The organism is Cohnella luojiensis (assembly GCF_004564235.1).
Lineage (GTDB): Bacteria > Bacillota > Bacilli > Paenibacillales > Paenibacillaceae > Cohnella > Cohnella luojiensis.
Window position 1 is genome coordinate 1 of the sequence record NZ_SOMN01000011.1, and the last position, 22,106, is coordinate 22,106.

Genomic DNA, 22,106 nt, shown 5'->3' on the forward strand with positions numbered 1-22,106 from the left:
GCGGAATTTGTAGGCTTTATGATGCAGCATGACGAACACGGTCTCCTTTCGTTTTGGCATATACATCTATTTTAGCACACATGTTCGCATTGAAGTGTTGTTTTTGTTTGTATCCGTTTCCTAAACATATGCGATAGTTAACATGGCAAAAGCCACGCCCTATCCGAAGTTTTCTAACTCACGACTGAAGTCACGAGTTTGCGAAAACTGATCATCAATCTATCCCGCAACCTCCCCTCCCGCTAAATCACATAATTACTCTTGAATTCATGTTATTGTTTTCCGAATCGTGTTTGCCTTGTCCGTTCCGGTCATCGTTCCGCTTACGATCTGGTTTTTCCTGGCTAACTGGAACGCTTGGAACGTCGTGCTGGCAGGCGCCGATACCAACCTTTATCCGTTTCTTCATCACGCAAAAGTACTTGGTTGAAGGCATCAAAATGAGCGGCATTAAATAGTGAATTGCTATAATTGCTATCCTCAACAAACGTAAAAAAACCGCTCCGTTCCCCGAGCTTTCCGGGAATGGAGCGGTTTTTCTTGGACAATCAGAAAGTATAAGTTTTCGAGCTACTTATACTCATCTGATTGCTCCGATATAAACGTATACGCCGACAAAGTACGGCGAAAGCCGTTTATACTTGGAACCGGTTTTTATTTCGAAGCGTTGTAGATCGCGCCGACTGCGTTCCAGTCGACGACGTTCCAGAAAGCAGCGATATAATCAGGGCGTTTGTTTTGGTATTTCAAGTAGTAAGCGTGCTCCCATACGTCTAGGCCAAGAAGGGGAGTTTCGCCTTCCATGATCGGGCTGTCTTGGTTAGGCAAGCTGTATACTTTCAGTTTGCCGTCTTTCGTAAGAGCAAGCCAAGCCCAGCCGGAGCCAAAGCGAGTCGCGCCCGCAGCAGCGAAAGTTTCTTTGAACTTGTCGAATCCGCCAAGCTCGCTGTCGATCGCCGCCGCCAATGCGCCGGACGGTTGTCCGCCGCCGCTTGGACTGATCGTTTTCCAGAACAGAGAGTGGTTTGCATGTCCGCCGCCGTTGTTGCGAACGGCAGTACGGATGCTTTCCGGAACAGCGTTCAGGTCGGCGATCAGGTTTTCCACGCTTTTGCTTTCCAACTCGGGAGCGGATTTCAAAGCGTTGTTCAGGTTAGTCACGTAAGCGTTGTGGTGACGACCGTGATGGATTTCCATCGTTGCGGTATCGATGTTCGGTTCCAATGCGTCTGTTGCGTACGGTAGTGCCGGCAATTCGTGTGCCATGGGTGAAAACCTCCTAATATTGATGTTCTATATGTAGCTTTTTGTTGCTCACGTTTATTATTATCCCTTATCTGTAAGAGTAAATCAACATAGATGTATAAAAAGTCAAAAGTCGGGTACTTACGACATTGTTCAAACATCGACAACTTCTTTATCGTTTCCAATTTAGGTTCAATTAACTCCCGAATTGATTCGAAAATCGCTAATTAATCTCGTTAACTCTAACTAATCCCCAGCAATCGCCTATTTTAAAGCGTTTTCATCCTTTTTTCTAGCGTTTATACGAAAATATTTATATTTTTTTTAGAAAAGAACTAGAATTTTCGCTAAATTGTCGTAGAATTAAGAGACTGTTATCTGGATGTAAAACTTTATGCCCGGGGGAATTCTACAGCATGCAGATTCGTTCTTTCCAATTGTCAGACTACAGGTCGGTTGCAGAGCTTCTGGAAGAAGTATTGTCGGAAGAATGCTGCGAAGAGACGATGGGTGCTTTTGCCCGTCAATTGTCTTGGGACAGCGAGTTGGTGCTTGTTGCGGAAATAGCGGGCAACATCGCGGGGGTTCTAATTGGAACGATAGATCAGCAAAAGGGTTATGTTTACCGCGTAGCCGTCCGGAAGGAATTCAGGCGCCAAGGCGTCGGACGAGCGCTCGTGTCCCACATGAACAATCGGTTTCGTCAGCGCAACGTGCTGAAGGTGCTTATTGCAGGGGACAAGCATAATGAACTTTTGCGGCCATTTTACGATTCGCTCGGTTTAAAGCCTGTCGATTTCGTTCGGTTAACGCAGCCGCTCTCGATCGTAGCTGGTTAATTCGATAGCGGACTGCTCTTTTTGGAAGCATATCTTTTGCGCCATTGCTTTTGGCGGAGAGATATGCTTTTCTTATAATATCGGGAGGGCATGCCATCATGAGCAGAGCGGATGGTCCATATCGGAAGTACGTCATCAAAAGCTTTAAACATGATGGTTCATTGCACCGGGTATGGCTTGAAAACTGGCGAGTGCCGGATGACCTTCTTCATCCTCGGCATGCCGCGCAGGCGGTTTGGGTCGTATTGAACGATCACACGACGATCGTGGAAGCCGACGGCAAAGAATGGGTCAGCAGAGTTCCCGCCGTGTCCTTCTTCATGCCGGAGCGATGGTATAATGTCGTTGCTCTTATTGAAGACAAGGGAATCCGGTATTATTGCAACTTGGCATCGCCTCCCTATCGTTACGGGAACGTCCTCACTTATATCGATTACGACTTGGACGTCGTGGTTATGCCCGGCGGAGCCGTGCATGAGCTTGATCGGGACGAATTTCTGCTTCATAAAGAGGAATACCGCTATGGAGAGGCCGTCGAGAATCAAGTCGAATCGGGACTGCAAGAGCTTCTGGATAAGATAACAAATAAGGACTTCCCCTTCGGCGATGCCGAGGTTTATCATTATTACGAACAGTGGAAAAAAACAGCCGAACGCTGAAGGAGAGAGCGAATCGCCATGAGACAACAAGCGGAGCAGACGGCTTCCGGCAGAAGAAGGAATTCGTCCCCGGCGCCGAAGCCAGGTATGAGCGGATGGCGCAAGGAACTGTGGGATTGGTCTAAAGCGCTTATCGTGGCCGTAATCATCGTGCTGCTGCTTAGGGCTTTCGTTTTTCAGCTTTCCACTGTAAAGAAGATATCGATGGAACCGACGCTGCACGAGAACGAATGGTTGTTCATAAACAAGATCGTGATGGAGTTCGGAAGCTTGGAACGAGGAGACGTCGTAATCCTTAAGGATCCGAGCAAGGGTCCCGACCGCAAGGAATATCTCGTGAAGCGGATCGTAGGAATGCCCGGAGACAAGCTGGAGATCCGAAAAGGCGAGCTATACATCAACGGAGAATTAAAAGTAGAGTCCTATACGGACGTGAAAATAGAAGACGGTGACTTCGGTCCGACGACGGTAAGCCCCGGGCATTATTTCGTATTGGGGGATAACCGCCATCAAAGCGCGAGCAAAGACAGCCGCGCGTTCAAAGAAGTGCCCGAGGATAGGATTAAAGGCAGGGCGGACATGATCATCTGGCCGATCAGCCGTTGGACTAAGCTGTGAATAGCCTAACCATGCGGAAGGATACCGCTTTCTGGAAGCAGTTGAAGGAAGAGATGATCGCCGCGGCGCCGGAACTTGGAATCGATAAGCTTAGAGTAACGACGGCGGATCCTTTCCTGGAACTGAAGGAACAGCTCGTTCGCCATCGCGAGCTCGGGCATGAATCAGGGTTCGAAGAGCCCGACTTGGATTTACGGACGGAACCGGCCTTGATAATGCCGGAAGCGCGTTCGATTATCGCGATTGCCGTCGCTTATCCTTCCAAGATGAAGGGAGCACCCGTATCGGAGCCAGGCAAGCGCCGGGGAATCCTGTCGAGATCGGCTTGGGGCGAGGATTATCATCAGGCGTTGCGCCGACGGTTAACGAAGCTTGCCGAGTGGATCATGGAGCGGGTACCGGAAGCGAAGCTGATGTCGATGGTCGACACGGGCGCGCTGTCCGATCGGGCCGTCGCGGAGCGTGCCGGTATTGGGTGGAGCGGGAAGAATTGCTCCACTCTGACGCCGGAATGGGGTTCATGGGTGTATTTAGGAGAGATGATCACGAATCTGCCGCTGCCGCCGGATCAGGCGTTGCTGGATGGTTGCGGGGATTGCACGCTTTGCATCGATGCTTGTCCAACCGGCGCGCTGGTCGGTCCCGGCCAACTAAACGCTCAAAAGTGCATCTCTTTCGTAACCCAAACCAAGGGAATCGTGGAAGATGAGATGATGGCGAAGATTGGCAACCGCTTATACGGTTGCGATACTTGTCAAATCGTCTGTCCCGTTAATCGGAAGATCGATACGAGGCATCATACGGAGCTGCTTCCCGATCCGGAGGTTGCCAAACCGCTGCTCAGACCATTGCTAACGATGGGGAACCGCGAATTTCGCGAGAAATTCGGTTCGAGTTCCGCGGCGTGGCGCGGTCGGAAGCCAATTCAGCGCAATGCGCTCATCGCGCTCGGCAACTTCCGCGATGCGGAGTCCGTGCCGGATGTGGCGGCAGTGCTGCGCAACGATCCCCGCCCCGTACTTCGGGCAACGGCTGCTTGGGCGCTCGGGAGAATAGGTTCTCCGGAAGCGGTCGAACATTTGCGCGACGCGCAATCAAGCGAGAAGGATGACGAAGTTTTATCGTCCATAGCAAGGGCGTTATCCCTTTAGGAGGCTTAACTGATTATTTCCGAGGAAATGAGACGATTTCAACCTTCGCGCATTCACTTTTGCGTCTTTTTTGCCGAAATATAGTTCTAGGCATCCAAGATATAACTCTGCGAAAAAGTAGGAGAGATACAAGATGAAATTAGTCGATATCGAGACGGTCGAACCGGGGCAAATATTAGGAAAAACGATCTTCTCCTCTAACGGGACGGTTCTGCTATCCACGGGAGTTCAATTGACCGTGTATATGATCAGCACCTTGAAGCGGATCGGCGTTACGACGATCTATATCGATAATCCGATGTACCGCGATATTTCACATGATGAAATGCTTTCTGAAGATACGAAAAGAGCGGTCATCCACCAGATGTCGGAGATGTTCGGATCTCTGCGGTCCGGTAAATCTTTTAGCTCGAAGGCCATCGGACAAACCATCGACGATCTGCTGGATGACGTGTTGAAGAACCAGAACATCCTCATTCATCTTTCGGATATCCGCACGGCCGACAACGCGATGTTCCTCCATGCGATGAACGTATGCATGATATCTTCGTTGCTTGGGCTGAACATGGGATTAAATATGATTCAGCTTAAAGAATTGGCAATCGGGGCCTTGCTTCATGATATTGGCAAGCTTGGCGCGCCGGAGGTGCAAGAAGGGCGCATGCACCATGCATGGCGCGGATTCGATCTATTGAAGAACAAGCGTGAATATAGCTTGCTCATCGCGCACGTGGCCTTTCAGCATCACGAGACTATCAACGGAACAGGCGTACCGCGCGGATTGGCTGGGGAAGATATACACATCTATGCGAAAATAACCGCCGTTGCCAATGTGTACGACAATATGATTTACAACTCGGTCGATGGAATGCCGTTATTGCCGCATGAAGCCTGCGAAAGGTTGAATGCGATGTCGGGCACGCTGCTCGATCACGAAGTGCTCGTTCATTTCATGCGAATCGTATCGATCTATCCGAACGGGATTTCCGTTAAGTTGACCAATCGCCAGACCGGAGTAGTCGTAGGACAACATAGGGGGCTTCCCGGAAGGCCGATTATTAGGGTTATCGACAAGGAAGACGATGAGGCGGTAAGCTATCGCGAGATCGATTTGGCCCAGCATCCGACCATTTTCATAGAGTCCGTTTTATCGTAGAGGAATCTTAGCCCGTTATCGGGTTTTACGTTTGCGCCCCGTAGTTCGACCATGCTATCATAGTACGACAGCCCTGCTCAGACGCATCGTGGCGTTAGCAGGGTTTTATTATGAGACATTGTGGAGGCGTTTTGATTATGTGGTCCTATATCATTCCGATTCTGACGTTAATCGTCGGTTTAATCGTTGGTTTTATCGTCGGGGTGTACTACCTGCGCTCCCAAATGACGAAAATGCAGAACAATCCGGAAATGCTTCAGAAGATGGCTAAGCAAATGGGCTATAACATGAACAGCCAACAGCTGGCGAAAGCGCAGCAAATGATGAAAAACCAAAACCAGGGCGGTGGAGCGGCCCCGAAGCAAGGCGCTAACCCGAACAACAGAAACAATCCTAAGTTTCGTAGATAGGGTAGAGGGGGATTATTACAGTGGCAGGAGCCAAAGATTACTCCAATTCGCAAGTCAGCAATAATCGCGAGCAGGTTGAGTTTCATGTTCGGGAAATATTGAAGCTCATCGGCGAGAATGTCGAGCGCGAAGGTCTGCTCGAGACGCCGGCTCGCGTCACGCGGATGTACGAAGAGATTTTCGCGGGTTATGCGGTTGATCCAAGGGACGTTCTCGGCGTGACCTTCGACGAACGGCACGAAGAGCTTGTTATCGTCAAGGATATCGTCTATTACAGCCAATGCGAACACCATATGGCGCCGTTCTTCGGCATGGCGCATATCGGATACATCCCAAGCGGCAAGATCGCGGGATTAAGCAAGCTTGCGCGTCTAGTCGAGGCGGTATCCAGGCGGTTGCAGGTACAGGAACGGATTACTTCGCAGATCGCGGATATCCTGGAGGAAGTCCTCCAACCGCACGGAGTCATGGTCGTCGTGGAAGGCGAGCATATGTGCATGTGCTCGCGCGGCGTTAAGAAACCGGGAAGCAAGACGGTTACGTCCGCGGTCAGGGGACAATTCCGTCAAAGCGCCGCGCTTCGTTCGGAGTTTCTGGAGCTGCTTAAGCGGTAAAGGTAGAAAAAGAGTTCTTTACGTTAAACGCCTGCGTTCATTCGCGGGCGTTTTTTGCAAAAGACCATACAAAGTAAGCTAAAATGGGCATGACAGTTGGAAGGGTCAGTGGATTATGATAGGGAGAGACGCTTAAATCATACAGGATCAATGGAGGAATCGGGAAACTTATGAGTAACAAGAAAATTCGCATCGGCCTCATCGGTGCAGGCAATATCGGTAACGTACATCTACAGGAATTCGGCAAGCTGAAAGACGAATGCGAATTCGTTGCGGTAACGGATACTTTTCTTCCGCTAGCGGAGCAGAGAGCGCAACAATACGGCATTCCGGCCGTATCCCCGTCTCCGGAGGAGCTTATTCGCCGGGAAGACGTGGATGCCGTTATCGTCGCGGTACCGAATCAAGCTCACGCTCCGTTGACTATTCTCGCTCTCGAGCATGGAAAACATGTTCTGGTCGAGAAGCCGATGGGACTCAACTCCGAAGCAGCCAAAGAAATCGTTAGGGCTCAGAAGCGCACGGGCAAAACTGTCATGGTTGCGCATCAAATGCGTTGGGAGCCGCTTTCCCTGCAAGTGAAAGAACAAATCGATCGTGGAGAGCTCGGCAACATCTATACGGCTAAGACCGGTTGGTACCGCCGTAAGGGTATTCCGGGTTGGGGAACTTGGTTTACCCAGCACGGTCAATCCGGTGGAGGACCGCTTATCGATATCGGCGTTCATATGCTCGATCTTGCGTTCTTCCTGATGGGCGAGCCGAAGCCGGTATCCGTCTACGGTTCCACATACGCGGAGTTCGGTCCTCGGAAAAAAGGGATCGGATCTTGGGGCAAGCCCGATTGGAACGGAGTTTACGACGTGGAGGACCTTGCGACCGCGATCATCAAGATGGACAACGGGACATCGCTAACGCTCGAAGTCAGTTGGGCGGTTCACATGGATACGGACAGTTCCCCATTCCTGCATCTGATGGGTTCGGACGGCGGCGCCGTGCTTCGCGGCAACGAAGGGAAATTCTTGACCGAGCGCTTCGACCAGACGGTTGACGTTCCATTGACATCGCCAACTGAAGATGAAGGCGCACGCGTTCGCTTAAGCCGTCATTTCCTGGAATGCGTCCGCACGGGCAAGACGCCTTGGACTTCCGCGGAGACGGGCTTGCGCAGCAACTTGATCATCGACGCGATCTACGAATCTTCCCGTAACGGCGGCGAAGTGAAGCTCGATTGGAGCCTGTAAGATAGAAATTGATTAGTGAGATTAAGGGGCTGTCTCAAAAGTGAAAACTTTTGAGCAGTTTCTTAATTTTTTTTTAGATCGGGACGAACTTGGTGCCGGAATAGTTGCTACTACCATGAAGAATTCATCCGTAACACAAGGAGATAAGCCTGCATTTTTCGTTGTGTTCAAACATATAAATATAAAGTGCTTTTTTTACAAAATCCATAAGATTGCGGGTGATGTGAAATGGCGGCGAAATTTTGTTCAAAATGTAATGAGAAATTCGATGATGGTGTTCTATTTTGCAAATATTGTGGTCTTCCAACAACTCGATCTGAGGATGAAATACCCCAGGTTGAAAATAAAAAATCAAGGAAAGTTGTCCTATCCATTGCTATAGCAGCATTAGGCATTGTAATAATTGCGCTTTTTATGATAATTGAAATATAAGTGAGGGGGCAGCTTAGGCTGCTCCTTTTTCAATTAACGGACAAGGAATCGTCGTGCCCGCTCGAGGTTGCTACCTTCAGAATCGTAGGCCTTGTAATATTCAGCTCGAGCATATGGCGTCCAGTAGCGAGATACGTCGTATGAGAAGGCATGCAGTGAAAAAGGCTGTCGCTCAAGTGAAATTTCTACTTGTGAGACAGCCTCTTTTTGATTATTTAATTGCCCAAGCAACTTAAATAAGTTTTTTGCTTGCCCGAAGGCCAAAATAGTGCCTTGAATACCCTCAATAAGGGACCCACTGCAAGGTTTTTGCCCTTGCATACCTATCCTCGACGTAGGGCCAGTTCACGACGTTCCACCAGTCGCGCGTATAGGCGGGACGCTCGTTCTGATGCTTGAGGTAATAGGCGTGCTCCCAGACATCGAGCGGCAGCAGAGGGACGACATCCCATTGCGACAGATTCTGATGTTTCTCGGCTGTCAGGATTTCCAACCGGTGGCTGCGAGGACTCCATACGAGTATGGCCCATCCTCCGCCCTCCACGTTATTGGCGGCTTCGGTAAACTGTTTTTTAAAGGCGTCGTAGCTCCCGAAGCTGCGGTTTATTTCTTCGAGCAGGGCGCCTTTCGGTTTGCCACCGCCCTTTGGCGACATCGTGTCCCAGAATAGCGTGTGAAGGTAATGACCTGCACCGTGGAAGGCGAGCTCCCTCTCCCAGTGCTTCACCAAGTCGAAGTCGCCGGTACGCCTTGCTTCCTCAAGCTTTTTCTCCGCCTTATTTAACCCGTCCACATAGCTTTGATGATGCTTGTCATGGTGGATCCGCATCGTTTTCTCATCGATGTATGGCTCCAAAGCCCTATAAGGATAAGGGAGCGGGGGGAGCTTGTGCCCGCCGATCGGTACGGGATTCCAAGCGGAAGGCGGGGCATGCCCGATGTCGCCCAACTGGCCTGACCACGTACCATCCGGACGATTAGCTTGATCGTTGCCGTTCGGCCGCAAGCTCAGATCGCCATCAGCGGGTTCCGGACCGCCATAGCCTTCCGGGCTGTCGTCTTCCGAACTTAACGGCCGCCCCCAGTTGATGGCTCCCGATCTCTCCAACCGTTCCATCACGCTATTGAAATATTCCGGCTGCCGATTCAGGTAAGCCAGAGCCACGGAAGAATCGCTCATCCGGGAAATCGCACCGCTATGCTCGGGCAATAGCTGCAACTGGCGGGCATACTCCCTCGATTGGTTCAGGGAGTCCTCTAACAGCCGAGGGAAGAGAGCCGCCCATTCGACCGGTCCGACCTGAGCCGAGTCCTCTTGGGCAGCTTCTTTGGTTTCCTGCGCGAACTGCGCCGTCCTCGCGAAAACATTTTCCCAATCCGACAGCAATTGCACGTAATGAGGCTCGAATTCCGGAATAAGAGAGCGTGCCACGACCGCGTGTTCCTGTTCTTGCGTTTTCCAATACACGATTTCCTCCAACAAGCGCAAGGGGACGATATTGCCGTATACGGACTGCATAAAAAACCTCCTCTGATTACTTGTATCGCTCTTGGCCGAAGTAACCTTCGTACCAAGCGTATGCGAGAGGAGGGTTGTATCAGAACTGCAGAACTATAGATTATACCTGAGCGGGTTCGCCCGTTTGAATTTTGGCCAATACTCTCGTATGCACGTGTTCAAGAAAAGAAGTCGTACGTTGCACGTATTCATCGGTATGAGTTCGGTAAATCATTTCATGAATGGCATCCGGAACGATCCACAGTTGGGAGAGCAAGTTCGTTTGGGCTTTCGCGACATTCTCGGAAAGATATACGGGCGCTTTGTCATCTGCGGTGCCGTGAATGAGGAGGATCGGGAAATCGTATGCTTTTTCCTGAACCTGCGCGGACGGGATTTGCTCTAAACGGGTTCCGCTCACGAGCGGGAAAAACCAACGGATAAGCGATACGGACGGATATTTCGGAAGATCGACGTAATTGCGCATATTATGATAGATAGTATCTTCGTCGGGGATAAAGGTGCTGTCTAAAATCATCGCATCGACGGGAGCGCCCTGCAATCCGGCTTGCAAAGCGGTCCCGGCTCCCATGGAGAAGCCCCAGACGATGAGCTCGACGCTTCCTTGTTGACGCGCGTAGTTTATCGCTCCGAGAAGCTGTTTAGACTCTATCAATCCGCCGGTTGCGGGAGTTGCATGGGATTTGCTCGCAAAACCGTAGTCGAACATCAAGACATTATATTTCAATCCGTGCAGCAGATCGGCAAGATCGTACATCGGTACCCAGGATTCCTCGCGATTTGCCCCGTAGCCATGGCTAAGGATGATCGTACGACGGCTTTGATCCGCGGGAATCCACCAGCCTTCGACCGTTGATCGTTCATCGGCGCTCGCGAAGGTAACCTCTGAATAGATTAAGTTCTTGGCTAGCATTGGATTCGAGCCTAGGGTGATCACTACCGGGTGAGAAAGTGCCCAAGCGACGTAAGCGTGAAAAGCGAGGAACAGAAGGACAAGTAGACAAGATACGACAAAAAGCGAGTGTAGTACAATCCGGCTTAACTTTCGAATCGAACTGCGTTCGGAGGATAGGGCGGGAGTCGGAATAACCGATCCTGATCCGGCTAGTGGAAGGGGCGTCGACATCGTTGTCATCAGGGATCGCCTCGCTTTATCGGGAGCACTCGGGGGACTCTAGTAATATTATCGTAGAACGCAAGACCTACAGCGTCAATAAGCTGGAGCGACTTGTAAATCGCGCGTAATCAAATTGTAATAAAGCGCTTCCAACATTTACGAGAATCGGTGTTTGGGTTATACTAGGCGTAACAGGGTTTCACAGAGTGAAACGTAACGGTACGAGGAGGGGAACGATATGGAAGAGGAAAAAAGAACCGTACGCGCGGTCGAGAGGGCATTGGACGTGCTCTTGTGCTTCGCATCCGGTCATGAATGGGGCTTAACGGAAATAGCGGGCCGCGTCGGTCTCCATAAGAGCACCGTGCATCGGCTGCTGGCTACGTTAGAGGACAGGGGCTTCGTTACACGAGATGCCGCAACCGATAAATATAGGCTGGGCTTAAGCGTTTTGGAATTGTCGGCGAATCTATCGCGCTCGGACGATCCCTCCGTCGTTCTTCTCCCGGAGATGGAGAAACTCAGGGATCAGTTAAGCGAGACGGTCAGCCTATACGTGAGAGACCGCACGGAACGCGTTAGAATCCAAGCGGTGCAGAGCACGCAGGCGATTCGCCGCGTCGCTACGGTCGGCGCGCGTCTTCCCCTTTCCGTAGGAGCTTCGAGCAAGGTGCTGCTCGCCTTCGCCGAACCGGCAGTCCGCGGAATCGTCATGTCGGATACCGCATGGCCAACTCAATTGGACCGAGAAGCGTTCGGGAAACAACTCGACGATATCTTAGCGGCGGGTTACGCGACCAGTTTCGAGGAGAGGGAGCCGGGCGCCGCGGCGGTCTCCGCGCCGATCTTCAACCGTTCGGGCAAGATGGTAGCAGCTTTATCGGTATCCGGTCCATCGAACCGTCTGACCCCTGACCGGATGCACGAGCATGCTCCCGCGATTATAGAAGCGGCTCACCGAATGGGCACGATATTGGGGTAGTCAAGTCTTCTTCGGCGCTAACCCCTTCAGAAAATCGAGCGCCTCCTGCAGCGTGGATACCTTCACGAGCTTAGGCGATAATTTCAGGTCCTTCACCGTCTTTTCGGCCAAGGTCCAGTTCGCTTTATTTTTCTCATTGTAGGGGACTAGAAAATAGTCGGCATTCTCCCTGTCCGCCGCCATGAGCTTGTAGTTGATTCCGCCGATCAGGCCGACGGTACCATCCGCGCTGATCGTGCCTGTACCCGCGATCCTAAAGCCTCTCGTCAGGTCCTCCCCGGTCAGCTGCGCCACGATCTCCAGCGTCATCATCAATCCCGCCGACGGTCCGCCCGTGTCCGCGAAGTCGAACTTAACGGGGTCCGACGGAGTTACCTTCAGGACGGTATCGTTCTGGAAACCGATTCCGGTTCGGTTGCCGGGATTCATTTTGATAAGAGGCACGGTCGCTTCGAATTTCTCTTCGCCTCTCGTTCCCGATACGGTTACTTTATCCCCCGGTTTTTTCCCTGAGAGGTACCCGGAAAGCTCTTTGACCGTTTTGGTTTCTTTGCCGTCCGCATGGGTAATGATATCGCCTTCCTGCAAGCCGTTCTCGCGCGCCTTCGATTCGGGCAACAGCGCGTAAACGATAACGCCCTCCTGTTTCACGTCGATGGGCTTGTTCATGACTTTATACGCGGCCATTAGGGCATTGGCTTCCGAACTGTCCCGCATCCAGGATAACAAGTTGCGGTAAGCCTTAATGTTCGTCACGCCGCCAGTCGCCTCTTCCTGCGATTTGACCTCCATGCGCGGGTTCAACCGTGCATAGATAATGGAGAAAATATTCGGATTCGAATAGGTTGAAACGGTCGTAAACAATAACGCGCCTTTTTCGTCGAGCTTGTGTCCGGTCTCCACGCGGGGGTGAACGGACTCGGCGGAGCCTGGTCCATACAACATATAGGGCCAAGGTTTTAAGTAAGCGAATAAGAATAGCAGGAAAAGAAATCCGATGAGGAGGGCCGTCCGGTAACGGCGTATCCCAAGTCTGTTCGTTGAAGCCATCCGGGCTCGCCTCCAATTATGCTGCCAGCGGCAAAGGGTTTGTGGGACTATTATAACTTATGTGACCTCTCGGAAACAAAAGCACGATAAGCATTGAATTTCGAAAAACCCATCATCCTCGGATGATGGGTTTAAGAGCTTTCTTAGTTTGAAAATTATTGTGCGGCGATCATCTGACGAAGCACGGTTTGCAGGATACCGCTGTTCCGGTAGTAATCTACGTCGACCATCGAATCCAAACGCGCGATCGCTTGGAATTCGAACGTTGTTCCGTCTTCGCGTTTCGCGGTTACGGTAACGGTCTGACCAGGCGTAACGTCGTTGGACATTCCGCTGATTTCGAACGTTTCGCGTCCGGTTATTCCGAGCGTTTTCCAACCTTGGCCTGTTGGGAATTGCAACGGAAGAACGCCCATGCCGACGAGGTTGGAGCGGTGAATCCGCTCGAAGCTTTCCGCGATGACGGCTTTAACGCCTAGCAGGAACGTACCTTTGGCCGCCCAGTCGCGGGAGCTTCCGGTGCCGTACTCTTTACCCGCGATAACGATTAGGTTCGTATTGTTCTTTTGATATTTCATCGAAGCGTCGTAGATGGACATCACTTCGTCGGTCGGCAGGTAAGTCGTTACGCCGCCTTCCGTTCCGGGAGCCACTTGGTTCCGGATACGGATGTTTGCGAACGTGCCTCTCATCATAACTTCGTGATGGCCGCGGCGGGAACCGTAAGAGTTGAAATCTTTCTTATCTACGCCATGCTCGAGCAAATATTTACCCGCAGGGCTGTCGGCTTTGATGTTACCGGCAGGGGAGATATGGTCCGTTGTTACGGAATCGTCCAGCAAAGCCAGCACGCGTGCGTTCTTAACGTCGGAAATATCGCCCGGTTGCGGAGCAAGATCCGTGAAGAACGGAGGATTGGCGATATATGTGGATTTATCGTCCCACTCGTACAGCTCGCCTTTCGGTACCGGGATTTGGTTCCATTGCTCGTTCTGCGTAAACACGTTCTCGTACTTGGCGCGGAACATATCCGGCGTCAAGGAAGCATGGACGGCTTGTTGAATTTCTTCGTTCGTTGGCCAGATGTCCTTCAGGTATACCGGCTGATTCTTATCGTCGAATCCGATCGGATCGTTAACGAGGTCGATATTAACCGTACCTGCTAATGCATAAGCGACAACGAGCGGCGGCGAAGCTAGGTAGTTGGCTTTCACCTGCGCGTGCACGCGGCCTTCGAAGTTACGGTTACCGGATAGAACCGCGGAAACGGAAAGATCGTTCTCGGCGATTGCCAGGCTAACTTCATCCGGCAACGGACCGGAGTTACCGATACAAGTCGCGCATCCATAACCTGCTACGTAGAAGCCGAGTTTCTCCAAGTAGGGTAGGAGACCCGCGTTGTTCAGGTAATCGGTAACGACGAGAGATCCCGGAGTCAGGGAGCTTTTCACGTAAGCCGGTTTCTTTAAGCCGCGTTCTACGGCTTTCTTGGCGACAAGTCCGGCGCCGATCATAACGCTCGGGTTGGATGTGTTCGTACAGCTCGTGATCGCGGCAATCACGACCGCGCCCGTGCCGATGCGGCTATTCGCGCCGTTCGGATGTTTAACGTCGACCGTTTGCTCGATTTGGGAATCGGACAAGCCGAAGCCGCCTTTGTCGATCGGCGTACGGATAATATCGTTGAAGGATTGCTTCATAGCCGTAAGCTCTACGCGGTCTTGAGGACGCTTAGGGCCAGCCAAGCTTGGAACGATAGTGGACAAGTCGAGTTCCATGACTTCGGTGAACACCGGATCCGGAGTCTCATCGGTACGGAACATGTCTTGGGCTTTGTAATAAGCTTCCACGAGATCGATTTGGTCTTCCGCGCGGCCAGTCAGTCTCAGGTAGTTCAAAGTTTCGCCATCGACAGGGAAGAACCCGATCGTCGCGCCGTATTCCGGTGCCATGTTGGCAACCGTAGCACGGTCTGCAAGGCTGATATTGGAAAGGCCGGAGCCGAAGAATTCGACGAATTTGCCGACAACGCCTTTTTTGCGAAGGATTTGGGTAACGGTCAATGCAAGGTCAGTCGCGGTCGCGCCCTCGGAAAGTTTACCCGTCAGCTTGAATCCGACGACTTCAGGCATAACGAAGTAAAGCGGTTGTCCGAGCATGCCGGCTTCCGCCTCGATACCGCCAACGCCCCAACCGACTACGCCAAGTCCGTTGATCATCGTGGTGTGGGAATCGGTTCCGACGAGGGAATCCGGATATACTTCGATAACGCCGTCTTTGGATTTCGTAGCGGCAACGGACGCCAAGTACTCGAGGTTAACTTGGTGAACGATACCGGTTGCCGGAGGAACGGCACGGAAGTTGTTGAATGCCGTTTGCGCCCAACGAAGGAAGCGGTAACGTTCTTCGTTGCGCTCGAATTCAACGTCCATATTGTATTGCAATGCGTCTGGCGTACCGAAAGCATCAACCATGACGGAGTGGTCGATAACGAGATCGACGGGAACGAGAGGGTTGATTTGTTTCGGATCTCCGCCGGCTTGTTTAACCGTCTCGCGCATAGCGGCGAGGTCGACAACGACGGGAACGCCCGTGAAGTCTTGCAGAACGATACGAGCAGGGATGAACGGAATTTCTTTGTCTTCGCGTCCTTCTGTCCATTTAGCCAGTTGCTTGACGTGCTCTTCCGTGATGGCGCGTCCGTCGAATTGGCGGATCGCCGCTTCAAGCAGTACTTTAATGGAGAACGGAAGTTTGGAAACGGGGCCTAGGCCTTGCTCTTCCAAGGCTTGCAGGCGGAAGTAACGGTAAGATTGACCCGATGACTGCAGGTTTTCTTGTACTTGATAAGGAAATTTGGACAAGTGTGTAGCCTCCTAGATTAGCATCATGATTCTCAACTGTATTTTTATCGGAATCGTGTTCTTGAATGGAGTGTATTAGAGATGGCTAACCAGTTCTAGTTTCACTCTGTGAAACGCGATTTCAAAAAAATACTCTATGCTCTAAGTATACTCCGTTGTCGGTGCTCCGTAAAGACGTTTTGAGGGAAATGGGGGTCCAATTCATGGCTATTCCGTAAATCTTCATTTCATTAGAATGCCGCATTACCCCGAGTTTTCATCCGTCGCGCATGTTACAAGATTCGGCTAACCGGGAGGTATGGAATGGAATTTCGAAACATAGGATGAAGTGGCGCAATCCGGCGTTGTTTAACCTCGATGCCGTTAAGGGAGGAATGCTCATGCCCAGCGAAGAGACGGATTGGAAACAAGCCTTATTCGGTTATGTAAGCACGATTAATGAAGCGGCCTTGCATACGGATGCTCGTAAGCTGCGCGATATTCCCGACAGGGAGCACCGCGATCGGCTTGCTCAGCGACTCCTGTTGACCGCGCAGAGGGAAGCGAAATGGGCGATTCGGCCAATCCGCAGCGAGATGCGGGCCCGGATCGAACGCTTTAATGCGGTTCGAGGCGAGGTTGTAGCCGATATATCCATTCACTTGGTTCGTTCTATGGAGCAGCGAAAACAACCGTGGAGAGAAGAGCGGGTGGAGCGGGAAAAAATCCGCTTCGTGCGCGCGGGGAAGAGCTGGCGGTTGGATACCGTTAAGCCTCTGGCGGTGGAAATGCCGGCACAACCGTTCTCCGCGGATGAGGATGAGGTTCAAGATCCTTGGGATGGCCAGCGGAAAACTCCTCAGCCTTCGGCTCCCTATATGAACCCGCAAGCTCTGTATGGTTTTAAGTCTAAGGTGTATGCCGGATCGTCGGGGGGAGATCTAGAGAACGGGTACGGCGGCAGCTACGGGAATGGCTTCGAGAATGGCCTTGGAAGGACGCTCCGCGGGATTCCCTACCTGCGGGAGTCAGCTGTTACCTACGCCGAGAGATGGTGGAACGAGCCCAATCCGAATTACGAGAATTTCGAAGTGAATTGCACGAATTACGTCTCCCAATGTCTCTTTGCAGGCGGAGCGCCTATGAATTATACTGGGAGAAGGCCATCGGGCTGGTGGTACAAGGGCTACTCCAATAAAGAGGAAATGTGGAGCTTCAGTTGGGCCGTAGCGAATTCGCTGCAGCATTATCTGAGTAATCCGCGAGCATTCGGACTTCGTGCGGAACCCGTTCGAAGCCCCGATAGGCTTCAACTCGGAGATGTCATCTGCTATGACTGGGAAGGCAGCGGACGCGTGGGCCATAATACGATCGTAACCGCATTTACGCCGGATGGGATGCCGCTCGTTAACGCGAACACGGTTAGCAGCCGCCATCGGTATTGGGATTACAAGGATTCGTACGCATGGACGGAGAAAACCCGGTACTTTTTTTACCATATTGCCGATGAATTTTGATTATACCCGAATTTGCGTGAAGTTATTCCCTATGGAGTTTCGTGAGCGGAAATGTCGACTAAGCCGGAGGTAAATTACATTATGGGAAACAAAATACGAGTAGGACTCGTGTACGGCGGGCGTTCGGGCGAGCATCAGGTGTCGTTGCAGACGGCGTTGGCCGTATTGAAGGCGTTTGACTACGAAAAATACGAACTTATTCCATTCTATATTACGCCTAAGGGGCAATGGAGATCGGGAGCTTTACTGAATGCGCCGCCAACGGCGGTCGCGGAGTTGCAGTTCTCGACTGATTCGGGAGAGGCAGCGGGGAGTAACGATACTGCGCTTATGCCCGTTCTTCAAGGGATGTCGGAGATCGTATTAACGGAAGGATCGGCCGTGAACGACGGTAAAGCCATCGATGTCATGCTGCCGCTGCTTCATGGCACGTTTGGGGAAGACGGCACGATTCAAGGGCTGTTCGAGATGGCAGGACTACCCTACGTTGGCGCGGGAGTTCTAGCTTCCTCCGTCGGGATGGACAAGGTGGCAATGAAAACGATGTTCGCGCATGCGGGGCTGCCGCAGGTCGCTTATCGTCACTTTATCCGCTATGAGTGGAAAAAGGATCGGGAGAAGTGCGTTCGCAGCGTCGAAGAGCTTGGATACCCATGCTTCGTAAAGCCCGCGAATCTGGGCTCCAGCGTTGGCGTATCCAAAGCCCGCGACCGCGAGGAATTGGTTGCCGCGGTAGAAGAAGCTCTGCGCTATGACCGCAAGGTCATCGTCGAGGAGTTCGTCGATGCTCGCGAGATCGAGGTTAGCGTGCTAGGTAACGACGATCCGCGCGCCTCCGTGCCGGGCGAAATTCTCAGCTCTAATGAATTTTACGACTATAAAGCCAAATATATCGACGGCAAGTCGGTGATGGTGATTCCCGCGGAAGTGTCGCCTGAGGTAGCGGAATCGGTGCGCGCCATGGCTGTGCAAGCATTCCGCTCGATCGACGGCTCGGGACTGTGCCGAGCGGACTTCTTCCTCCGCCGGAGGGACGGCGCGCTGTTCATCAATGAGGTGAACACGCTGCCTGGCTTTACGCCTTATAGCATGTATCCGCTTATGTGGAAGGAATCCGGCGTCTCTTACCGCGAGCTGCTCGATACCCTGATCGAGCTCGCCCTCGAGCGCCACGCCGAACGCCAATCCATCGACTACGGCGGCGGGGAGTAGGGTTTTATGAGCTTTCGTCTGCCGGAGCATGAACAGCCCCAATAGCGGAACGGGGTTCCGCTATTTCGTCTGCCGGAGCACGAACAGCCCCAATAGCGGAACGGGGTTCCGCTATTTCGTCTGCCGGAGCACGAACAGCCCCAATAGCGGAACGGGGTTCCGCTATTTCGTCTGCCAGAGCACGAGCAGCCACAATAGCGGAACGGGGTTCCGCTATTTCGTCTGCCGGAGCATGAACAGCCCCAATAGCGGAACGAGGTTCCGCTATTTCGTCTGCCGGAGCATGAACAGCCCCAATAGTTATAATGAACGAAACCGACAGCCTAATTGTTATTTCGTAGGTTAACTTGGTAAAAATGGTGAGTGTAAAGCCACCAAAGACCAAGTCAGAGCTATAAACAATAAGGAGTCGGTTTATTATGAGTATTGCCGTAAAATATGTGGGTTTAGACGTGTCTAAATCAAAATTGCAGTCGCTTGCGCGGAAGAAGGCAGACAGGAAGCGCGTTATTGGGGGAGCATCGAACACTCGAAAGCAGCGGTAACTAAACTTGTGCAACAACTGAGTCGCGAAGATGTAAAGCTCAATGTTTGTTATGAAGCTGGTCCGACTGGTTATGTCTTGTATCGCTGGCTTCTTGAGTTGGGCGTCTTCTGTAACGTCGTCGCTCCGTCGCTCATTCCTAAAAAGGCGGGCGACCGGGTGAAAACAGATAAGCGAGACGCGCTTAGGTTAGCACAGTTGTATCGTGCCGGCGAACTGACGGCCGTATATGTCCCAACGCCTGAGGACGAGGCGCTGCGGGATTTGGTTCGCGCTCGCGAAGATGCGAAGGAAGATCTGAACCGGCATAAACAGCGGTTAGGCAAGCTACTGCTCCGGCTCCAACTGTCAGATCCTAAGGGCTCAAAGCCAGGTAGCTCTAGGTATGAGGAATGGCTCGATACATTGCGCTTTAATGATGACTGCCAGCGTCTGGCGTTTCAAGAGTACCGCCAGTCCATTTGGGAGACGAAAGAACGCATTAAACGCTACGAGCAAGAAATCGAAAAGCAGGCTGTAACGAGTACGCAAGCACCGGTCATTCAAGCCCTCCAAGCTTTGCGAGGGGTCGCTTTAGTTACCGCTGCGACACTTTCTACTGAGATTGCGAGCATTTCTCGGTTTGCGTACTCCACTTCGTTCATGAGTTACTGCGGGCTTGTTCCTAGCGAGTATTCGTCCGGAGACAGTCGGTGGCAAGGGAGAATCACAAAAGCCGGCAACGCGCACCTTCGCAGGGTGTTAGTGGAAGCAGCATGGAGTTACCGCTACTCGCCAGCCATTCGAAGAAAGATGGCCGAGCGTATCTCGGGTCTTCCCGCTGAAATACAAGCGATTGCATGGATCGCACAAAACCGGCTAAACAGAAAATACAAAAGCATGATGTACAAAGGCAAACATAAAGGGTGCATCGTAACTGCCATCGCTAGAGAACTTGCGGGATTTGTATGGGCCATTACCAAAGAGTTGGAGAAGTTACAGCTACAGAAGCTCGCTGGATAAGCTATGAATTCCAACGTAATGAATACTAAAACGCAATAAAAGGAGGCGATTCGGGGAGGAATTATTTCTTATCTCGGAGGCAAAATCAGGCAAGGTGAATAGAACAACCCGCGTGTTCCGCTTGAGTAATTTCTCAATGCATGCTCGAAAATAGTTAGCGGTAAGCTCTTCAGACGTATGTAAAATGTGTGTGAACCCACGAATATCAGATTGCCAACCGGCGAATTGCTTTTGCCTTCGAGCTAAAAAATGATTCCCCCTTCCGTCCCCTAAAGGGGAGACGCAGGGATCACGCCCCCTGCACCCCGTTACTCGCCGTATGGCGGGCTTCCGCCGAACGTCGGAAGCTATATGAAAGTATGTGTTGAAGGTAAGTCGCCTGTAAAGAAAGTCGCTTGACAGGCTTAGTTTAGGCTGAAAAATAACAGGACTAGGCGCTTCGATTTGACAGGTTTCGTTCATATCAGCGGAACGGGGTTCCGCTATTGGGGCTGCTTGGAGTTGTAAGTTGCTTCCACTATCGTTTCAGTCGATAGCTACGAACGCGGTTATCTCCACTAGCATGCTCTAAAAACCCTTTCGACACCAACTGGTGTAGCTGAACTCGTGCGAACCTGTCGCTTTTTTCAATAAGAATGCACACCATCTCAGGAGTAATCGGAACTCTCGAACGGGTGGCTAATCGCACGATTTCCCGCTGATAGACAGACAACTTACTCACGTCCGCGCCATCCTCCCCATACCATTCCTCGAGCATGCGCCGAACATGCTTCTGGCAACCGAGCGGATTTTCCTTCAGCTTGTCAGTCGAGAACCTAAGAATGTTCCATTGGGAGAGAACGATTTCGTTCTGCCGATCTAAGCCGTTGGAGAAAGAATCCCGATCCGCGTCGCGTGCATGGGGACCGAAGCCGTCCGACTCCAGGCAGGTGAATCTCGGCAAGCGCAAATACGCGAAATCCAAATAATAATACCTGCCGTCCGCATCCACGAACTCGTATTCCGGGAATAAATCGTCCAAATTTCCGACGAGCGGCCACCATACGCGTTCGAGGAAGCTTTTTTCGCCGAATCCGTGACGAGTTCTTAGCCTTCGCAGCCGCTCCCCTGTGCCTAATGCAAAGTGCTTATCCATCCAACTCCGATACTCCCTCTCGAAATCCTTCTTCATCCGTCACCCAACTCCCATAAAATAAAAATAACCGCCCCAATCCCGAATGGGATCGATGGCGGTGTGCTTCACTCGCTATGTCTCGCTATGTCTAGCTAAATCGCTATGCCTCGCTAAACTCGCTATGTGAATATCTTAGTTCAACCGTCAACGAATGTCACTATTTCCTCCAACTTATCCTCCCATTATCCCCTCTAATCCACAATCCAGTGTGGAAAACAGCCCTTGTTTCCCCGAAACAACTCTTATCCACATGTGGAGAACTATCCGGCATTCCCTATTCTACAACCTCGAGTGTGCACAACCCAATCGCAGTCGCAATTTTTGCGAGTTATCCCCACTTTTCCTCATGAGCTGCTGGAGGTTATAATGAACGGATACTAAGATTTATTATAGGAAGTCGGGAGGAATCGCTGTGGGTTTTCAAACGGAGTTTAATTCGGTGTGCAAGTTCAAATCCGAGCAAGAATTGTATGAACTATTGGAATATGGCCGGGGTAAAATGGTCAAAAAACAATTTCGCGTTTTCCCCACGGGACAGAAGGTCATTGCTTATGCGCCCGATAACCAAGCCGTCGCTATCGTGCGAATCGTCGCGTCCATCGCGGAAATCAATTTTCAAGGCGAGGAAGTCACGCAGGTGGAGATGGAGCTCATTCGCCGGCTAACAGATGAGGAATCCCGTATCCAAACGGCGCTCGCACATGAAATGTTCTTCGGAGAGCAATCCTAGTCGAAGTCACAAGTAACATGAACAAAACCGCCCTCTGAGAGGACGGCT

General features: G+C 51.6%; 20 protein-coding genes. 14 read left to right on the forward strand and 6 right to left on the reverse strand.

Features of this window, described 5'->3' with window-relative positions:
- Window positions 1-654: 654 nt before the first annotated feature.
- Window positions 655-1,266 carry a superoxide dismutase gene (locus E2980_RS10340; RefSeq protein WP_135152109.1) on the reverse strand — a complete coding sequence of 204 codons (612 nt, stop codon included), beginning with the start codon at window positions 1,264-1,266 and terminating at the stop codon, window positions 655-657.
- A gap of 395 nt (window positions 1,267-1,661) precedes the next feature.
- On the opposite strand from E2980_RS10340, the gene E2980_RS10345 reads away from it, so the two are divergent.
- From E2980_RS10345 to E2980_RS10385, 9 genes are all read left to right on the forward strand, one after another.
- Window positions 1,662-2,084: a GNAT family N-acetyltransferase gene (locus E2980_RS10345; protein WP_135152110.1), complete on the forward strand. Its 423-nt coding sequence runs from the start codon at window positions 1,662-1,664 to the stop codon at window positions 2,082-2,084.
- 98 nt (window positions 2,085-2,182) lie between these two features.
- Window positions 2,183-2,743, forward strand: coding sequence for a DUF402 domain-containing protein (locus tag E2980_RS10350; protein ID WP_135152111.1), 561 nt, complete (start codon window positions 2,183-2,185; stop codon window positions 2,741-2,743).
- Window positions 2,744-2,761: 18 nt separating this feature from the next.
- Window positions 2,762-3,361: a signal peptidase I gene (gene lepB, locus E2980_RS10355; RefSeq protein WP_135152112.1), complete on the forward strand. Its 600-nt coding sequence runs from the start codon at window positions 2,762-2,764 to the stop codon at window positions 3,359-3,361.
- Between the two features lie 11 nt (window positions 3,362-3,372).
- Window positions 3,373-4,512, forward strand: coding sequence for a tRNA epoxyqueuosine(34) reductase QueG (gene queG, locus E2980_RS10360; RefSeq protein WP_135152113.1), 1,140 nt, complete (start codon window positions 3,373-3,375; stop codon window positions 4,510-4,512).
- 133 nt (window positions 4,513-4,645) lie between these two features.
- Window positions 4,646-5,668: an HD-GYP domain-containing protein gene (locus tag E2980_RS10365; RefSeq protein ID WP_135152114.1), complete on the forward strand. Its 1,023-nt coding sequence runs from the start codon at window positions 4,646-4,648 to the stop codon at window positions 5,666-5,668.
- Between the two features lie 137 nt (window positions 5,669-5,805).
- A complete protein-coding gene (locus tag E2980_RS10370) occupies window positions 5,806-6,078 on the forward strand; it encodes a YneF family protein (RefSeq protein WP_135152115.1) in 273 nt (90 codons plus the stop codon).
- Window positions 6,079-6,098: 20 nt separating this feature from the next.
- Entirely contained in the window at window positions 6,099-6,692 is a 594-nt protein-coding gene (gene folE, locus E2980_RS10375; RefSeq protein ID WP_135152116.1) for a GTP cyclohydrolase I FolE, read from the forward strand.
- Window positions 6,693-6,862: 170 nt separating this feature from the next.
- Complete coding sequence (locus E2980_RS10380; RefSeq protein ID WP_135152117.1) at window positions 6,863-7,936, forward strand: Gfo/Idh/MocA family protein; 1,074 nt, start codon at window positions 6,863-6,865, stop codon at window positions 7,934-7,936.
- Window positions 7,937-8,164: 228 nt separating this feature from the next.
- On the forward strand, window positions 8,165-8,368 hold the full coding sequence (locus E2980_RS10385) for a zinc ribbon domain-containing protein (protein WP_135152118.1): 204 nt from the start codon (window positions 8,165-8,167) through the stop codon (window positions 8,366-8,368).
- A 283-nt stretch (window positions 8,369-8,651) separates the two neighbouring features.
- On the opposite strand, the gene E2980_RS10395 is transcribed toward E2980_RS10385, so the two are convergent.
- Both E2980_RS10395 and E2980_RS10400 read right to left on the reverse strand, forming a co-directional pair.
- Window positions 8,652-9,887 (reverse strand): Fe-Mn family superoxide dismutase, encoded by a 1,236-nt coding sequence (locus E2980_RS10395; protein ID WP_135152119.1) that lies wholly within the window; start codon window positions 9,885-9,887, stop codon window positions 8,652-8,654.
- Window positions 9,888-9,987: 100 nt separating this feature from the next.
- Window positions 9,988-11,022, reverse strand: coding sequence for an alpha/beta hydrolase (locus E2980_RS10400; protein ID WP_135152120.1), 1,035 nt, complete (start codon window positions 11,020-11,022; stop codon window positions 9,988-9,990).
- A gap of 220 nt (window positions 11,023-11,242) precedes the next feature.
- On the opposite strand from E2980_RS10400, the gene E2980_RS10405 reads away from it, so the two are divergent.
- Complete coding sequence (locus E2980_RS10405; RefSeq protein WP_135152121.1) at window positions 11,243-11,986, forward strand: IclR family transcriptional regulator; 744 nt, start codon at window positions 11,243-11,245, stop codon at window positions 11,984-11,986.
- Here the strand turns inward: E2980_RS10405 and E2980_RS10410 are convergent, their stop codons facing one another.
- Together E2980_RS10410 and acnA are read right to left on the reverse strand one after the other, a co-directional pair.
- Complete coding sequence (locus tag E2980_RS10410; protein ID WP_135152122.1) at window positions 11,987-13,036, reverse strand: SepM family pheromone-processing serine protease; 1,050 nt, start codon at window positions 13,034-13,036, stop codon at window positions 11,987-11,989.
- 155 nt (window positions 13,037-13,191) lie between these two features.
- A complete protein-coding gene (gene acnA / locus E2980_RS10415) occupies window positions 13,192-15,900 on the reverse strand; it encodes an aconitate hydratase AcnA (RefSeq protein ID WP_135152123.1) in 2,709 nt (902 codons plus the stop codon).
- A gap of 380 nt (window positions 15,901-16,280) precedes the next feature.
- Between acnA and E2980_RS10420 the strand changes: the two genes are divergently transcribed.
- From E2980_RS10420 to E2980_RS10435, 3 genes are all read left to right on the forward strand, one after another.
- A complete protein-coding gene (locus E2980_RS10420) occupies window positions 16,281-17,396 on the forward strand; it encodes an amidase domain-containing protein (RefSeq protein ID WP_135152214.1) in 1,116 nt (371 codons plus the stop codon).
- An 81-nt stretch (window positions 17,397-17,477) separates the two neighbouring features.
- Entirely contained in the window at window positions 17,478-18,608 is a 1,131-nt protein-coding gene (locus tag E2980_RS10425; RefSeq protein WP_135152124.1) for a D-alanine--D-alanine ligase, read from the forward strand.
- Window positions 18,609-19,128: 520 nt separating this feature from the next.
- The gene (locus E2980_RS10435) at window positions 19,129-20,154 is read left to right on the forward strand and encodes an IS110 family RNA-guided transposase (protein ID WP_240702979.1); all 1,026 of its coding nucleotides are present in this window, start codon (window positions 19,129-19,131) and stop codon (window positions 20,152-20,154) included.
- A 517-nt stretch (window positions 20,155-20,671) separates the two neighbouring features.
- Here E2980_RS10435 and E2980_RS10440 read toward each other — a convergent pair.
- Window positions 20,672-21,325, reverse strand: coding sequence for a DNA-binding response regulator (locus tag E2980_RS10440; protein WP_135152126.1), 654 nt, complete (start codon window positions 21,323-21,325; stop codon window positions 20,672-20,674).
- A 415-nt stretch (window positions 21,326-21,740) separates the two neighbouring features.
- Here E2980_RS10440 and E2980_RS10445 point away from each other — a divergent pair, with 415 nt between their 5' ends.
- Window positions 21,741-22,058, forward strand: coding sequence for a hypothetical protein (locus E2980_RS10445; protein ID WP_135152127.1), 318 nt, complete (start codon window positions 21,741-21,743; stop codon window positions 22,056-22,058).
- Window positions 22,059-22,106: the final 48 nt, after the last annotated feature.

Bases quoted from the DNA above. Each gene is read 5' to 3' on its own strand.
- E2980_RS10370 (WP_135152115.1), top strand. From the start codon at position 5,806: ATGTGGTCCTATATCATTCCGATTCTGACGTTAATCGTCGGTTTAATC.
- E2980_RS10405 (WP_135152121.1), top strand. From the start codon at position 11,243: ATGGAAGAGGAAAAAAGAACCGTACGCGCGGTCGAGAGGGCATTGGAC.
- E2980_RS10350 (WP_135152111.1), top strand. From the start codon at position 2,183: ATGAGCAGAGCGGATGGTCCATATCGGAAGTACGTCATCAAAAGCTTT.
- E2980_RS10440 (WP_135152126.1), bottom strand. From the start codon at position 21,325: ATGAAGAAGGATTTCGAGAGGGAGTATCGGAGTTGGATGGATAAGCAC.
- E2980_RS10395 (WP_135152119.1), bottom strand. From the start codon at position 9,887: ATGCAGTCCGTATACGGCAATATCGTCCCCTTGCGCTTGTTGGAGGAA.
- E2980_RS10410 (WP_135152122.1), bottom strand. From the start codon at position 13,036: ATGGCTTCAACGAACAGACTTGGGATACGCCGTTACCGGACGGCCCTC.
- lepB (WP_135152112.1), top strand. From the start codon at position 2,762: ATGAGACAACAAGCGGAGCAGACGGCTTCCGGCAGAAGAAGGAATTCG.
- queG (WP_135152113.1), top strand. From the start codon at position 3,373: ATGCGGAAGGATACCGCTTTCTGGAAGCAGTTGAAGGAAGAGATGATC.
- E2980_RS10365 (WP_135152114.1), top strand. From the start codon at position 4,646: ATGAAATTAGTCGATATCGAGACGGTCGAACCGGGGCAAATATTAGGA.
- E2980_RS10425 (WP_135152124.1), top strand. From the start codon at position 17,478: ATGGGAAACAAAATACGAGTAGGACTCGTGTACGGCGGGCGTTCGGGC.
- E2980_RS10420 (WP_135152214.1), top strand. From the start codon at position 16,281: ATGCCCAGCGAAGAGACGGATTGGAAACAAGCCTTATTCGGTTATGTA.
- E2980_RS10345 (WP_135152110.1), top strand. From the start codon at position 1,662: ATGCAGATTCGTTCTTTCCAATTGTCAGACTACAGGTCGGTTGCAGAG.
- E2980_RS10340 (WP_135152109.1), bottom strand. From the start codon at position 1,266: ATGGCACACGAATTGCCGGCACTACCGTACGCAACAGACGCATTGGAA.
- E2980_RS10400 (WP_135152120.1), bottom strand. From the start codon at position 11,022: ATGACAACGATGTCGACGCCCCTTCCACTAGCCGGATCAGGATCGGTT.
- E2980_RS10380 (WP_135152117.1), top strand. From the start codon at position 6,863: ATGAGTAACAAGAAAATTCGCATCGGCCTCATCGGTGCAGGCAATATC.
- E2980_RS10385 (WP_135152118.1), top strand. From the start codon at position 8,165: ATGGCGGCGAAATTTTGTTCAAAATGTAATGAGAAATTCGATGATGGT.